The 13,675-nt window shown below is 73.6% G+C and carries 12 protein-coding genes and 1 tRNA gene; 3 read left to right on the top strand and 10 right to left on the bottom strand.

Annotated features, from left to right (window positions below):
- Nucleotides 1–17: 17 nt before the first annotated feature.
- Nucleotides 18–1,865 (bottom strand): CocE/NonD family hydrolase, encoded by a 1,848-nt coding sequence (locus QA634_RS23500; protein WP_012334403.1) that lies wholly within the window; start codon nt 1,863–1,865, stop codon nt 18–20.
- A 156-nt stretch (nt 1,866–2,021) separates the two neighbouring features.
- Here QA634_RS23500 and QA634_RS23495 point away from each other — a divergent pair, with 156 nt between their 5' ends.
- Nucleotides 2,022–3,800, top strand: a complete 1,779-nt coding sequence (locus QA634_RS23495; RefSeq protein ID WP_012334402.1) for a gamma-glutamyltransferase family protein — start codon at nt 2,022–2,024, stop codon at nt 3,798–3,800.
- Between the two features lie 13 nt (nt 3,801–3,813).
- Here QA634_RS23495 and QA634_RS23490 read toward each other — a convergent pair whose 3' ends face one another.
- The 4 genes from QA634_RS23490 to QA634_RS23475 form a co-directional block, all read right to left on the bottom strand.
- Nucleotides 3,814–4,185 (bottom strand): hypothetical protein, encoded by a 372-nt coding sequence (locus QA634_RS23490; protein ID WP_012334401.1) that lies wholly within the window; start codon nt 4,183–4,185, stop codon nt 3,814–3,816.
- Between the two features lie 183 nt (nt 4,186–4,368).
- Nucleotides 4,369–4,584: a hypothetical protein gene (locus QA634_RS23485; RefSeq protein WP_012334400.1), complete on the bottom strand. Its 216-nt coding sequence runs from the start codon at nt 4,582–4,584 to the stop codon at nt 4,369–4,371.
- A 249-nt stretch (nt 4,585–4,833) separates the two neighbouring features.
- Entirely contained in the window at nt 4,834–5,325 is a 492-nt protein-coding gene (locus tag QA634_RS23480) for a DUF3280 domain-containing protein (RefSeq protein WP_012334399.1), read from the bottom strand.
- Nucleotides 5,326–5,389: 64 nt separating this feature from the next.
- Nucleotides 5,390–6,709: a leucine-rich repeat-containing protein kinase family protein gene (locus tag QA634_RS23475; protein ID WP_012334398.1), complete on the bottom strand. Its 1,320-nt coding sequence runs from the start codon at nt 6,707–6,709 to the stop codon at nt 5,390–5,392.
- A 198-nt stretch (nt 6,710–6,907) separates the two neighbouring features.
- Here QA634_RS23475 and QA634_RS23470 point away from each other — a divergent pair, with 198 nt between their 5' ends.
- Entirely contained in the window at nt 6,908–7,195 is a 288-nt protein-coding gene (locus QA634_RS23470) for a hypothetical protein (protein WP_012334397.1), read from the top strand.
- 673 nt (nt 7,196–7,868) lie between these two features.
- On the opposite strand, the gene QA634_RS23465 is transcribed toward QA634_RS23470, so the two are convergent.
- The 3 genes from QA634_RS23465 to QA634_RS23455 form a co-directional block, all read right to left on the bottom strand.
- Nucleotides 7,869–8,843 (bottom strand): UDP-glucuronic acid decarboxylase family protein, encoded by a 975-nt coding sequence (locus tag QA634_RS23465; RefSeq protein WP_012334396.1) that lies wholly within the window; start codon nt 8,841–8,843, stop codon nt 7,869–7,871.
- Nucleotides 8,844–9,068: 225 nt separating this feature from the next.
- Nucleotides 9,069–9,144, bottom strand: a tRNA-Phe gene (locus QA634_RS23460).
- A 113-nt stretch (nt 9,145–9,257) separates the two neighbouring features.
- Nucleotides 9,258–10,895: a DEAD/DEAH box helicase gene (locus QA634_RS23455; RefSeq protein ID WP_012334395.1), complete on the bottom strand. Its 1,638-nt coding sequence runs from the start codon at nt 10,893–10,895 to the stop codon at nt 9,258–9,260.
- 239 nt (nt 10,896–11,134) lie between these two features.
- Here QA634_RS23455 and QA634_RS23450 point away from each other — a divergent pair, with 239 nt between their 5' ends.
- Nucleotides 11,135–11,599 (top strand): hypothetical protein, encoded by a 465-nt coding sequence (locus QA634_RS23450; RefSeq protein ID WP_012334394.1) that lies wholly within the window; start codon nt 11,135–11,137, stop codon nt 11,597–11,599.
- A 167-nt stretch (nt 11,600–11,766) separates the two neighbouring features.
- Here QA634_RS23450 and QA634_RS23445 read toward each other — a convergent pair whose 3' ends face one another.
- On the bottom strand, nt 11,767–12,207 hold the full coding sequence (locus QA634_RS23445) for an HIT domain-containing protein (protein ID WP_012334393.1): 441 nt from the start codon (nt 12,205–12,207) through the stop codon (nt 11,767–11,769).
- A 124-nt stretch (nt 12,208–12,331) separates the two neighbouring features.
- Complete coding sequence (locus QA634_RS23440; protein WP_012334392.1) at nt 12,332–13,498, bottom strand: M20 aminoacylase family protein; 1,167 nt, start codon at nt 13,496–13,498, stop codon at nt 12,332–12,334.
- Nucleotides 13,499–13,675 lie beyond the last annotated feature (177 nt).

Here is a 13,675-nt window from a genome sequence, read left to right as displayed (position 1 = left end):
CGCGGGCGCCCGGAGGCTCAGGCCCGGGCGAGGGGCAGCGCGATCCGCGAGGGCGCGTCCGCGCCGAAATGGACGCGCAGGAGCGGCGGGCGGCCGTGCGGGATCTGCCCGCAATGGTCCGCATCGGCCCCCGCCAGCGAGACGCGGATGCGGCTGCCGGCCGCGAAGCGCCAGGCCGTCGGCAGGAGCGGGATGCGGATGCGCTCGACCCGGCCCGGGACCAGCGGCGCCGCCTGCGCGCGGCGGAAGGTCCGGAACGGCCACGTGGTCCGGTAGCGCTCCGGCGCCGGGGCCTCCGCCCGGTGGAGGGCCCGCAGCAGCCCCTCGGTGACGTAGCGCTCGGCCCCGTCCGCCTCGATCTCCGTCAGGTAGACGAACAGCCCGGCATCGGGCTCCGAACTCGACAGCCAGAGATCCGCGAGCGCGTGGCCGATCAGCTCGCGGTCGGCCGCGAGCGGGGCGGAGGTGAAGCTCAGCATCCGGTCCGTGCGGCCGGCCCAGTCCGCGTAGTACTCCGTGCTGTTGATGCCGGCGATGCGCTCGTAGCGGGTGCCCCGGCCGGTGCCCGCCGCGAAATCGACCCGGTGCTCGGCCGCGCCCGACGCGCCGGGTTCGGCGAGCAGGCGCGCCTCCGCCCCGAGATGGAGGTCGGTCGTCTCCGCGACCGGCGGCCAGGACGCGGCCTCCCGCCACGCCTCCGCGTGCATCGCGTAGACGTGCACCGGCGCCTCGGCCGCGAGGCCGGTGTCGCGCTCCGCGAGGTAGTGGTCGAAGAAGCGCAGCACCTCGCCGAGATACGGGAAGCGCGCCTCCTGGCTCCTGCGCCAGGGCGAGACGTCGATGCGCGCGCCGTGGTCCCAGGGCCCGAGCAGCAGGTGGCGCGGGTTGCGGTCGAGGGTGAGGAAGCGGGAGACCGCCCCGTTCATGTAGCCGGCCCCGTCCATCCAGCCGGAGACCGACAGGACGGCCACGTCCGGCCGGATGCGGTCCGAGACCGCGTAGGGGCTGAACGAGGCCGAGCTGAAGCCCGGATCGTAGGGCAGGGGCTCCTCGCGGAACCGGAATTCCGGCATGAACTCGGTCTGGCGGAAATTGCCGAGATGCTCACGGATCGCCTGGGCGAGCAGGATCCCGTCCGGATCCTCGTCGACCGGCTGCGGCCCGGCGAAGTCCGGGTTCGCGTAGTAGACGAAATTCTTCAGCAGGTCGCGCCGGTCGTGGTCGAGCCCGACCATCAGCTCGTCGTAGACCCGCGTCAGCTCCTTGAGGGCGATCCCGCCCGGGAAGTAATTGTCGCTGTAGGTGTCCCAGACCGAGAAGAGCGGCGCGATCGCCTTGACCGCCGGGTGGCCGGTGCTGGCGAGGAAATCCGCCGCCGCGCCCAGATAGGACACGCCGGTGGCGCCGACGCGGCCGTTCGACCAGGGCTGCGCCACCACCCAGTCGGTGATCTCGCGGCTGTCCTCCCGCTCCTTCGGCGAGCGGAAGCTGTCGCGGGTGCCGAAGCTCGCGCCCGTCCCGCGCACGTCCACGATCACGACCGCGTAGCCGCGCGGCACGAACAGGTCGCGGAACTTGCCCGAATTCGGGTTCGCCTCGCCGCGCGCCCCGGGCCGGAGCTTGAAGCGGCGGTAATAGGGGGTGAAGAGCAGGATGGTCGGGAAGGATCCGGGCGCGCTCCCGCCGTCGAGCGGCCGCGGCAGGTGCAGGTCGAGGGCGAGGCGGCAGCCGTCGCGCATGGTCACGTAGCAGGATTCCGGCGCCGCCGGCTGCGCGAAGCAGGGCGGGCGCGCCTCCAGGTAGGCGCCCGGCGCGACGCGCCACGCGGACGAGCCGGCCTCGTCGGCCTCGGTCGATGCGGACATGCTGCCTCCTGCTGCGCGCAACCTTAGAGCCCCGGCCGCGGCCCGAGGAGCGCGCCGGCGGTGCGGCAGCCCTGCGCCCGCGCCGAGGCTCCGGCGCCCGCCCCGGTCTATTCTCGCCGCTCGACCCGATCGAACCCGCCCACGCCCCGGAGCCCCATGTTCACCACCCGCCCGGAACTGCGCGGCACCTTCGGGGCCGTCGCGAGCACGCACTGGATCGCGAGCGCCGTCGGCATGTCGGTGCTGGAGCGGGGCGGCAACGCCTTCGACGCCGTCGCGGCCTGCGGCTTCGTGCTCCAGATCGTCGAGCCCCACCTGAACGGGCCGGGCGGCGAGGTGCCGATCATCCTGAAGCCGGCGGGCTCCGAGCCGGTCGTGATCTGCGGCCAGGGCGGGTTCCCGCAGGCCGCGACGCCCGCGCGCTTCGCCGCGCTCGGCCTGTCGCAGGTGCCGGGAACCGGACTCCTGCCGGCCGTGGTGCCGGGCGCCTTCGACGCCTGGATGCTGCTGCTGCGCGACTACGGCACCTGGGGCGTGGGCGCGGTGCTGGAGGCGGCGATCGGCTACGCGGAGAGCGGCTTCCCGGTCCTGCCGCGGGTCGCCTCCTCGATCCTGGCGGCCGAGACCCTGTTCGCCACCGAGTGGCCGAGCTCGGCGGCGGCCTGGCTGCCGGGCGGGGCGGTGCCGCGCCCCCGCACCCGGCTCCGCTCGCCCGACATCGCGGCGACCTACCGGCGGATCGTCGCCGAGGCGGAGGCGGCGGGCGGCGGCCGCGAGCGGCAGATCGAGGCGGCCCGCGACGCCTTCTACCGCGGCTTCGTGGCCGAGGCCGTGGACCGCTTCTACCGCACGGCCGAGCTCGTCGATTCGAGCGGTCGGCGCCATCGCGGCCTCCTCGCGGCCGAGGATCTCGCCGGCTTCGCGGCCCGGCGGGAGCCGACCGTCTCGCGCGCCTATCACGGCGTCACGGTGCACAAGACCGGGCCCTGGGGCCAGGGACCGGCCCTGCTCGAGAGCCTGGCGCTGCTGGAGGGATTCGACCTCGGCGCGATGGACCCGGCCGGACCCGACTTCGTCCACACGCTCGTCGAGTGCATGAAGCTCGCCTACGCGGACCGCGAGGCGTTCTACGGCGACCCGGACTTCGTCGAGGTGCCGCTCGCGACGCTGCTGTCGGATTCCTACGCGGATGCGCGCCGCCGGCTGGTGACCGACCGGGCCTCGGCGGAGCTCCTGCCGGGGGACCTGCCCGGCGCGCGGGAGCGGATCGCCCGCGTGCTCGCCATGGCCGGGCGCGAGATCCCGGTCGGGATCGGCCACGGCGAGCCGACCTTCGCGCCCCTGCCGGTGGAGTGGGGCGACACGGTCCACGTCGACGTGGTCGACCGGCACGGCAACATGGTCTCGGCGACGCCGTCCGGGGGCTGGCTGCAGAGCTCGCCCACCGTGCCGGGCCTGGGCTTCTCGATCACCACGCGCGGCCAGATGTGCTGGCTCGAGCCGGGCCATCCCTCGACCCTGCGCCCCGGCGCGCGCCCGCGCACCACGCTGACCCCGACCCTCGTCACCCGCGACGGGGCCGGGTACCTGGCGATGGGCACGCCCGGGGGCGACCAGCAGGACCAGTGGACCCTGGCCGTGCTGCTGCGCCACCTGCACCACGGCCTCGACCTGCAGGCGGCGATCGACCTCCCGCTCTTCACGAGCAGGCACGTCCCGCAGAGCTTCTATCCGCGCCTGTTCGAGCCGGGCCGGCTCCTCGTCGAGGAGCGGCTCGGGCCGGAGGTCATCGCCGAACTGGGCCGGCGCGGGCACGATCTGCGCGTCGAGCCGCCCTGGTCGCTGGGCCGCGTCTGCGCGGCCGGGCTGCGCGACGGCTTCATCGTGGCCGCCGCGACGCCCCGGCTGATGCAGGCCTACGCGGTCGGGCGCTGAGGGCGGGGAATCCTCAGCGGCTCGTGTTCGGGGCGACGATGCGGCTGGTGTTCCCGGCCACGATGCCGGCCCCGTGCTCGGAGATTAGCCTCGCGCCGCCGCGGAAGAACGTGTTCGAGAACCAGCTTGAGATCGATCCCCAGCTGAGATTCAGTCCCGCGCCGCCGACCACCGCGTCGAGCTGCGCCTCGTCGATCGCCTCGCCGGCGGCCTCCACGGGCAGGAACCGGTATCCGTTCTGGCTCGCTTCGACTGTCAGCGAGAACGGGAGGTCGATCCCGAACTCGGTCTTGATGACTTGGTTCGGGTCGGCCAACATCGCGTGACGAAATCTTTCATCAGTGTTGAACCGCGTCGCAATCGCTTCCTGCTGCTGCGCGTCCATGATATTGGCCTCCGCTCTTCAACGTGGATCGGTTTAGACTGTCAAGCTTGATATCCCAAGTGTGCATTCGCGGTCTGACGCAGCGTCTGCGCAGTCTTGCCGGCCCCATCCCCCGGGCGGCATTGCGTCCTTCGGCGGCGAGACCCGGGTCGGAATCTGGCCGCGGCGATGTCCCGCGCAAGGCTATTCGTCCGCCGCGCTCCAGGGCTTCAGCGGGTTGCGCCGGGCGAGCGCCGCGCAGGCGAGCGCGACGGTCAATCCCGGGCCGCGGCTGTAGGGGCGCGTCCAGTTCTCGGCGGCCCTCGGGTCCACGCCCAGTTCGGCCAGGGCGGTATCCTTGTCCCAGCCATGGAGCTTACGCACAACCTCGAGCCATGACACGAAATCAAAGGATGTCATACCGGCTCCTCTGGATCGGAGGGGATAGCGTAGCCAGAAGATTGCCGGCGGCAACGCGCTCGTCCGGGGTGATCTCGATCGGTGGTTGATCAATCCGTGCGCGCGCGCACGGACGCCGGGGGGCGCCGGTGGCAGGGTCGTCCCGTCCAGCGTTGGACGTTCTTCATCCTCCCAGACTTCGGGCCGCCCCTCGGGGCGGCCTCTTGTCGTGGAGGGCGGGAGCGCGCCGCGCAGGCCCCGGCGCCGGGGCTACTGCGCCAGCAGCTTGTTCCTGATCAGGTAGCGCAGACCGCGCTCGAAGGATTCGTCGGTGTCGCCCCGGATGTCCACGCTGTAGCCCCGCTCGGGCGCGGCCGAATCCACGTCCTTCACGTAGACGTTGATGTTCAGGATCAGGTTGGAGACCTTCTGGACCTCGCCGGTGATCGCCACCTCGGCCCCGGCCTTGCGGGCGAGGTCCTCGGCGCAGCCGTTGCAGTGGCGCAGGTCGCTCTTGGCGGCCTCCTGCGCCACGGCCGCGAGGGGCACGGGCGCGTAGCGTCCGCTGTCCTGGAGCGCGGCGCGCAACTGCTCGGTGAGGCGGCCGAGCCGCCCGAGATCCGCCTCGGTCGGCGGCGAGGCGCCAAGATTGCCGAACTGGAAATCGAATACGGCGGCCTTCCGCGGGGCGGCCACCGCGGCGCTCGCCGCGCTGGCGGCGATGGTCAGGGCGGCCGCGAGCCTCGCGACGTGGCGGATCATGCGATGTCTCCCGGTTCCGTCTCCTCCTCATCGCGGGACGGGGCGCCGGGTTGCACCGCGCCGGTCACCGGGCCTCCGCGTCGAGCGCCGCGAGCGCCTCGGCCATGGACGGCCGCCCCGCCGCATCCGGGCCCGTGCAGGCCCCCGCCAGGGCGGCGAGCGCGGGCGGGACCTCGGCGGCCGGCATCCGGGCGAGGAGTTCGTCGAGGAGGATGCCCCAGGCCCGCACCTCCACCCGCGCGAGCGCGGCCCCCGCCGCGCCGGCCGGCAGCACCGAGGCGGCGCCGAAATCGCTCAGCACCGCCTCGCCCCGCGCCCCGTCCCAGATCACGTTGTGGGCGTAGAGGTCGCCGTGCATGAGCCCGCCCGCGTGCAGGTGGGACGCGGCGGCCGCGATCCCGCGCGCGAGGCGCCGCGCCGCCGGCCCGGTCAGGCGCAGGTCCGGGGCGTAGACGTCGCGGCTGCAGCTCTCCGGGCTCGGCGGGCCGGCGAGGACGCGCCATTCCGGCGGCAGCAGCCGCAGCAGGAGCCCCTGCGCGCCCTCCGGGTGGCCGTCGAGCCGGCCGAGGGCCCCGGTCAGGTGGGGATGCGCGCCCGCCGCGAGGCAGGCCGCCATCTCGCGCTCGGGCAGGCCGTCGCTCGTCATCGCGCCCTTGAACAGCTTGAGCGCGACCGGCTCCCCCGGCGCGCCCGCGGCCCTGCGCCAGAGGGCGCGGTGGACCACGCCGGAGGCGCCCTCGCCCAGCCGCGCCTCGCAGGCGAGGGCCGACCACGGCACCCGGGGCACGCGCGCCGCCCCGGCCACGGGCTCGCAGGGATTGCCCGACCACGCCAGCCAGGCGAGGCGGGGCAGGGCGGTGAGCCAGGGCGGCAGCGCCTCGAAGCGGTTCGCCGCGAGCCGGAGGAGTTCGAGAGACTCGGCCCCGGCGAGCGTCTCCGGCAGGCTGCGCAGCCGGTTGCCCGCCAGCATCAGCTTCTGCAGCGCGGGACGCTCGCCGAGCGCCGCGGGCAGCGCGCCGAGGCGGTTGTCCGTGAGAATGAGCCAGCGCAGCCGGGGCGGCAGCGCCTCGCCCGGCACCTCGCGCAGCCCGCAGGCGCGGAAGCCGACCTGGCTCAGGGAAGGGCAGTCGCCGAGGCTGGGCGGCAGCCGCTCGAACCGGTTGCCCGAGCAGAACAGCACCCGCAGCTTGCGCAGGCGCCCCATGCCGTCGGGCAGGCTGGTCAGGGCGTTCCCGCCGAGGTCGAGCACCTCCAGGGTGTCGGCGAGGCCGAAGATCTCGTCCGGGACGGCGGAGAGGCCGCCGCCGAGGCGCAGCACCGTCGCGCCATCGAGGTCGCCGCGCCGGAGCGCCGTCAGGGTGTCGGAGGAAGGGGCAGCGGTCATGAATTCTGTCGGCGCGGGAAGGTCGGGCGCGAGGCTTGCCGGAGGATGACGGCGAATTCCCGGTGCGGGCGGAGCCGGCCGCACTCGGCAGGGGACGGCCCCGTTCCGATCGCCCGACAGGCAGTCGCGTCCGACCTCCTCGTGTGCAATGATCCGCGGCGGAAGCGCGGGCGGGCCCGCGCGGAGGGGGATGGAGCGATGGAGTTCGACCTGTATCTCGAGCGCCCCGCCATCCTGAGGGCGTGGTACATGGGCGGCAGGCTGCGGGACGCGCGCGGCGGGACCCTGGAGACCTGCGTCTGGCAGACCCTCGCGCTCGTCAACGGCCCGATGGGCGACCTCCTCGCCTCGTTCGAGATCGAGTGCGGCTACAAGGTGCTGCGGGCCCCCGAGATCCACGCCATCGCGCTGCGCAAGGGCTGGGTGGAGCGGACGGCCGCCCTGCTGGGACTGTCGGCGGCCTTCCGAGCGCACCCGGTCCGGTGAGCGCGAGCGGGCGTCCCGGACCCGGATTCCCGCGACGGGCGGCGGCCGTCGGACACGTAGCCAAGCTCCTGGCGGCGCTACCATTTTCTTCCGGGCCGGCGCGCCCCGTGCGATAATCGCGCGGTTCCCGATAGGGAGGTCGACCATGATGCGCGTCCTGGCCTACTCGACCATGCTGGTCATCCTGCTCACCGGCATCGCGCTCGCCGGCTCGGCCGGGTGAGGCGGGGCAAAGCGGTCCCACGGGGGCGCACCGCGCGACGAGGTCGGCCCGGGGATCGGCGATGCGCGGGTCGAGGCGGCGCGGCCGCGCCTGCCGCGAGGCCGCCGCGGGGCGATGCGGTGCCGCCGTCCTGCCCGAGCGGTCGCGAGCTGGGCCAAGTCTAGCCGCATGCCGCGGCTAAGGCCTATCGATCGGTATTCCAGGAATCGTCCACGTCAGAGCCCCACGCGCCATGACGTCGGATCGTCGGTGGGTCCGAGCTCTGGCGGGTGACGATCTCGGCGACCCACACCGGGCGACCGCTCGTCACCCTGGTGAGCTGTCCGGGCATCCCGGTCACGGTCGCCGCGAGCGGGACCATCCCGAACGAGGGGCAGTCCGGGCGCCGCGATCCCGTCCCGGTGGGCCGGGGATCACGGTGGGACGCCGCCGGCGCGGCGCCCGGCGGCGTCACTCCGCGGAGATCCGCGCCTGCTCGCTCAGGAACGCGTCGAAATACGCCACGGTGCGCGCGATGCCGGCGCGCAGGTCCACCTGCGGCTCCCAGTTCAGGATGCGCCTGGCCTTGGCGATGTCGGGTCGGCGCTGCTTGGGATCGTCCGGCGGCAGCGGCCGGTGCACCAGCCGCGAGCGCGACCCGGTCACCTCGAGCACGATCTCGGCCAGTTCCCGGATGGTGAACTCCCCCGGATTGCCGATGTTGATCGGCCCGGTCACCTCCGGCCCGGTCGCCATCATCCGCAGCATCGCCTCGATCAGGTCGTCGACGTAGCAGAAGGAGCGCGTCTGCAGCCCGTCGCCGTAGAGCGTGATGTCCTCGCCCCGGAGCGCCTGCACGATCAGGTTCGACACCACCCGGCCGTCGTTCGGATGCATGCGCGGGCCGTAGGTATTGAAGATTCGCACCACCTTGATCGGGAGGTTGTGCTGGCGGTGATAGTCGAAGAACAGCGTCTCGGCGCAGCGCTTGCCCTCGTCGTAGCAGGAGCGGAAGCCGATCGGGTTGACACGCCCCCAGTACTCTTCCGGCTGCGGGTGCACCTCGGGGTCGCCGTAGACCTCCGAGGTCGAGGCCTGCAGCACCTTCGCCTTCACGCGCTTGGCCAGGCCGAGCATGTTGATGGCGCCGTGCACGCTCGTCTTGGTGGTCTGGACCGGGTCGAACTGGTAGTGCACCGGCGAGGCCGGACAGGCGAGATTGTAGATCTCGTCCACCTCGACGTAGAGCGGGAAGGTCACGTCGTGGCGCATCAGCTCGAAATTGGGCTCGTCGAGCAGGTGCCGGACATTCGCGCGGGTTCCGGTGAAGAAATTGTCGAGGCAGAGCACCTCGTGCCCCTGGGCGAGCAGGCGCTCGCAGAGATGCGAGCCGAGGAAGCCCGCACCGCCGGTGACCAGGATCTTCTTGATGTTGCCGTACCGCATGGTCGGGTCTGATCCGATGGGGTGACGCGCGGGCGCGCAGGCCGGCCCGAAGCGTGGCGGGACAGGGCCGCGCCACCCTACCGGGGCGTCCGCCCCGCGTATAGATGAGGCGCGGTCGCCCGAGTCGGATGCTCTGCGCAAAGGTCAGCGAGTCGGTCCGACCCGACTCCGCCCAGTACGAGCCGGACTAGGATCGCCTCTTTAACCGAATTGCTGAGGAGAAGATGGTGCCCAGGGGCGGAATCGAACCACCGACACTGCGATTTTCAGTCGCATGCTCTACCAACTGAGCTACCTGGGCGCGCCGGGCTGCGGGGCAGCGGCGATGGCGGGGGTATAGTCAGGCGAAGGCCGCCTGTCCAGCCGTCTCGTGCGGGTTCTTCGGCGATTTCGAAGCCGCCGAAGAACGGGGTCTCAGCCGCGGCGCCGGGCGGGGCGGCGGGGCAGTTCGGGCGTGCCGTCGAGGGGCTCGACGCGCAGGTCGGCCGAGCCGCTGCGCCCGAAACTGTCGGCGAAGTTCGCCGCGGCGCCGCCGCGGATCTCGAACTTGGTCTCGCGATCGAAGATGCGGATCGCTCCGACCTCCTCGCGGGTGATCCCGCCGCGGCGGCAGAGCATCGGCAGCAGCCGGCGCGGGTCGGCATTGTCGCGCCGGCCCACGTTCAGCCGGAACCACACGCTCGGGCCGAGCGCCGGCCGCGGGCCCTCGCGCCGGGCCGCGGTCGGGCGCCCGCTCGCGAAGCCCGGATCCGTCACCTCCTCGGGCGCGGGCAGGCGGGCCCGGTAGGCCCGCACCAGGGCCGCCGCGAGATCCTCGGCGGAGCGCTGCGCGAGCAGCGCCTGCGCCATCGCCCGGTCCTCCTCGCTCGTCTCCTCGGTGAGGAGCGGGTCGACCAGGAGCCGCTCCTGGTCGAGGGCGCGGATCTCGTCGGCCGGCGGCGGCCCCGACCAGACCGGCACCACGCCCGCCTGGGCCATCAGCTCCTCGGCCTTGCGCCGGCGCGAGCCCGGGACCAGCAGCACGCTGATCCCCTTGCGGCCGGCCCGGCCGGTGCGGCCGGAGCGGTGCTGCAGCACCTCGGCGTCGTGCGGCAGCTCGGCGTGGATGACGAGGCCGAGCCCGGGCAGGTCGATCCCGCGCGCCGCGACGTCGGTGGCGACGCAGACCCGGGCGCGCCCATCCCGCAGGGCCTGGAGCGCCGCGTTGCGCTCGCCCTGGCCGAGTTCCCCCGACAGCGCCACCGCCGCGAAGCCGCGCTCGGTCAGCACCGCCTGGAGGTGGCGCACCGCGTTGCGGGTGTTGCAGAACACGATGGCGGTGCGCGCCTCGACGAGGCGCAGGGTGTTGACGACGACGAGCTCGGTCTCGCGCGGCAGGATGCGCACGGCCCGGTACTCGATGTCCGCGTGGCCCCGCCGCTCGCCCGCCACCGCGATGCGGCGCGCCTCGCGCTGGTAATGCTCGGCGAGCGCCACGATGCCCTTCGGCAGGGTCGCGGAGAACAGGAGGGTGCGCCGCTCGACCGGCGTCGCGCCCAGGATGAATTCGAGATCCTCGCGGAAGCCGAGGTCCAGCATCTCGTCGGCCTCGTCGAGCACCACGGCGCGCAGCCGCGACGGATCGAGATTGCGCCGCTCCAGGTGGTCGCGCAGGCGCCCGGGCGTGCCCACGACGATGTGCACGCCCTCCGCCAGGGCGCGGCTCTCCCGCCGCGGGTCCATCCCGCCCACGCAGGAGACGACCCGCGCCCCCGCGGCCCCGTAGAGCCACGCGAGTTCGCGGTGCACCTGGAGCGCGAGTTCGCGGGTCGGCGCGATCACCAGGGCGAGCGGGGCGCCGGGGGCGCCGAACGCCTCGGCCTCGCCGAGCAGGGTCTCGGCCAGGGCGAGGCCGTACGCGACGGTCTTGCCCGAGCCGGTCTGGGCCGAGACCAGGAGGTCGCGGCCCGCATGGTCGGCCTCGAGCACGGCGGCCTGGACGGGAGTGGGCTCGTCGTAGCCGCGGGCGTCGAGCGCCCGGGCGAGGGGGGCGGGGAGGGGAGGAAAAGCCAAAGCAGGGACGTCCCAGGTGACGACGCGCGGGCAGGACCGCTCGAGGAAGCGGAGTCACGCCCGAATCCGGTCACGCCGCCCGAGCGGCCCCGACCATCGCGCGCAGTCCCACGGGTCATGAGGAGGATGGCCGGCACGTAGCGCGTCCGGCGCCCCGGGTCCAGCCCCGGCCGGATCATTTACGGCCCGTTAACCTTAATGAGATCTCTTCTGCGTCAATCAGTTCCAGGAGACGCGGCGTGTCCGAACCCGCCTACAAGACCTCGTCCAGCCCGGCGCGCCAGCCCGCGGGACCGCTGCGGGATTGGCTCGCGACCCTCTCGCGCATCGACGGGGCGGCCGCGCCCGCCCGCGCGCCCGAGCGCGCCGAGCCCGAGCTGCGCCGCTCCACCGAGGCCCCCGCGGCCTGGGAGCCGCGCATCGTGTCCACGCCGCCGGCCCCCGCGCCCGCGCCCGCGCCCGAGGCTCCGACGGAGGACGAGGACATCGCCGCCCTGATGGCCGAGAACATGGTCCTCAAGGCGCGCCTGAAGAGCGAGGCGGACCGCTACGAGGAGCTCCAGGCGATCATCGCCGAGGAGCTGCGCGCCCTGCGCCACCACGTCGAGAGCGAGATCAAGCGCACGGACGAGCTGCGGGCCGAGCGCGACCTGTGGATGGCCCGCGCCGAGGCCCTGGCCCAGCCGCTGTTCCAGAAGCGCTGAGGGCGCGGCCCCGCGGCCGGGACGCCGCGCCGCCTCATGCGACATCCGGTTGATGGCTTCGCCATACCCGATTTCGGCCATGCGGGTGTCGGCGTCGCTCAGGCGCCGCGCTCAGGCACCGCGCAGGCTTGGGATCCGGGATCGGCTTCGATCAAGCGGATCCCGGATCAGGCGGGGCGCGCCGCCAGCGCCGCCCGGATCCTCTCCGCGTGGGCGGCGAGCACGGCCCCGTCCGCCATGCCGCGGGCGTGCTGGCGCATCGGCACGCCCTCGTGGCGGGGCAGGATGTGGACGTGGAGGTGGAACACGGTCTGACCGCCCGCCGGCTCGTTGAACTGGCTCACCACCAGGCCGTCCGCCGCGAAGGCGGTCTTCACCGCCGCCGCGACCGTCTGCACGGCGGCGAAGAGCGGGCCGAGCGAGGCCGGATCCGCGTCGAGGAGTCCCCGGCTCGGGGCCTTGGGCACCACCAGGGTGTGCCCGTCCACTTGCGGCATCACGTCCATGAAGGCGAGGCAATGCGCGTCCTCGTAGACGCGGTGGGCGGGGATCTCGCCGCGCAGGATCCTGGCGAAGACGTTGTTCGGGTCGTAGGCGGGCGTGGTCATGAGGGCTCCGCTGAGCGTTGGGTCGCCGAAGGGATCACCGGTCGGGCCGCAGCGGTGATGCGGCGGCGGGAGCCGGAGCGGGACGGCGTGCGGCCGCTCCGCTCGAGCTCTCAGGGAGCCGGCGTCACAGGCCGGCGGCGGCGCGGCGCTCGACGAGGCGGGCCAGGTAGGCGGCGCCGAGCGGGATGATGCTGTCGTCGAAGTCGTAGGCGGCGTTGTGGAGCGCCGCACCCGCCTTCGCCCCGAGCCACGCATAGGCGCCCGGAACGGCCAGCAGCATGTCGGCGAAATCCTCGCTTCCCATCTTGGGGTCAGGGTCGTCCTCCACGCGCTCGGGCCCGAACAGCTCGCGGGCGACCGCGAGGGCGGCCTCGGTCTGCGCCTCGCTGTTGCGCAGGACCGAGAAGACGTCCCGGATCTCGACCGCGATCTCGGCGCCGAACGCGGCGGCGAGGCCCGCGCAGGTCTCCCGCAGGCGGGACGCCACCATCGCCCGGACGCGGTCGTCGAAGGTGCGGATCGTGCCGGCGAGGTGCGCCTCCTCGGGGATCACGTTGTAGGCCGCTCCCGCCTGGACGCGGGTGATCGACAGGACGGCCGACTGCACCGGGTCGGTGTTGCGGCTCACCACCGCCTGCAACGCCTGGACGAGCGCGGCCTGGATCACCACCGGGTCGACGCCGCGATGCGGCTGGGCCGCGTGGGCGCCCCGGCCGCCGATGCGGATGTCGAAGAAGTCGGCCGCCGCCATGGCCGGCCCGCGCCGGATCGACAGCTGCCCGTGCCGCCCGTTCGGCTGGTTGTGCAGGCCGTAGACCTCGTCGCAGGGAAAGTGCGCGAACAGGCCGTCGGCGAGCATGGCCCGGGCGCCGCCGAGGCCCTCCTCGGCGGGCTGGAAGATGAACACCGCCGTGCCGTCGAAGTCGCGGGTCTCGCTCAGGTACTTGGCGGCGCCGAGGAGCATCGCGGTGTGCCCGTCGTGGCCGCAGGCATGCATGGTGCCGGGCCGCGTCGAGCGGTAGGGCAGATTCGTGGCCTCCTCGATCGGGAGCGCGTCCATGTCGGCGCGCAATCCGATCCGGCGCGACGAGGTGCCCCGCCCGGTCAGCACCCCGACGATCCCGGTGCGGCCGACGCCGCGATGCACCTCGATGCCCCAGGCTTCGAGCCGCTCCGCCACGATCGCGCTGGTGCGCGTCTCCTCGAAGCCGATCTCCGGGTGAGCGTGCAGGTCGCGGCGGATCGCCACGAGTTCGTCGAGGTGGGCGGTGATGCGGTCGAGCGGGGACATGCGGCAGTGAACCTCCCTGATCCGGGGCCGGGCATCCTTGGCGGGCGATGCCGGCTTGTCCAGGGGCCTATTCCCGCGGCCGCGCCGTCGCCTCGCGAGCGCCTCGCGCGTCTTGCGCGCCGGGCGGGCGGGCGCCGGGGAACAGCAGGGCCCGCAGGTGCGCCGCCGCCTCGGGCT

Source organism: Methylobacterium sp. CB376 (genome assembly GCF_029714205.1).
Classification (GTDB): domain Bacteria; phylum Pseudomonadota; class Alphaproteobacteria; order Rhizobiales; family Beijerinckiaceae; genus Methylobacterium.
This window is presented reverse-complemented; position numbering and strand designations above follow the sequence as displayed.

Coding starts and splice junctions, on each gene's coding strand:
- QA634_RS23500 (WP_012334403.1), bottom strand. CDS start 1,865: ATGTCCGCATCGACCGAGGCCGACGAGGCCGGCTCGTCCGCGTGGCGC.
- QA634_RS23495 (WP_012334402.1), top strand. CDS start 2,022: ATGTTCACCACCCGCCCGGAACTGCGCGGCACCTTCGGGGCCGTCGCG.
- QA634_RS23490 (WP_012334401.1), bottom strand. CDS start 4,185: ATGGACGCGCAGCAGCAGGAAGCGATTGCGACGCGGTTCAACACTGAT.
- QA634_RS23485 (WP_012334400.1), bottom strand. CDS start 4,584: ATGACATCCTTTGATTTCGTGTCATGGCTCGAGGTTGTGCGTAAGCTC.
- QA634_RS23480 (WP_012334399.1), bottom strand. CDS start 5,325: ATGATCCGCCACGTCGCGAGGCTCGCGGCCGCCCTGACCATCGCCGCC.
- QA634_RS23475 (WP_012334398.1), bottom strand. CDS start 6,709: ATGACCGCTGCCCCTTCCTCCGACACCCTGACGGCGCTCCGGCGCGGC.
- QA634_RS23470 (WP_012334397.1), top strand. CDS start 6,908: ATGGAGTTCGACCTGTATCTCGAGCGCCCCGCCATCCTGAGGGCGTGG.
- QA634_RS23465 (WP_012334396.1), bottom strand. CDS start 8,843: ATGCGGTACGGCAACATCAAGAAGATCCTGGTCACCGGCGGTGCGGGC.
- QA634_RS23445 (WP_012334393.1), bottom strand. CDS start 12,207: ATGACCACGCCCGCCTACGACCCGAACAACGTCTTCGCCAGGATCCTG.
- QA634_RS23440 (WP_012334392.1), bottom strand. CDS start 13,498: ATGTCCCCGCTCGACCGCATCACCGCCCACCTCGACGAACTCGTGGCG.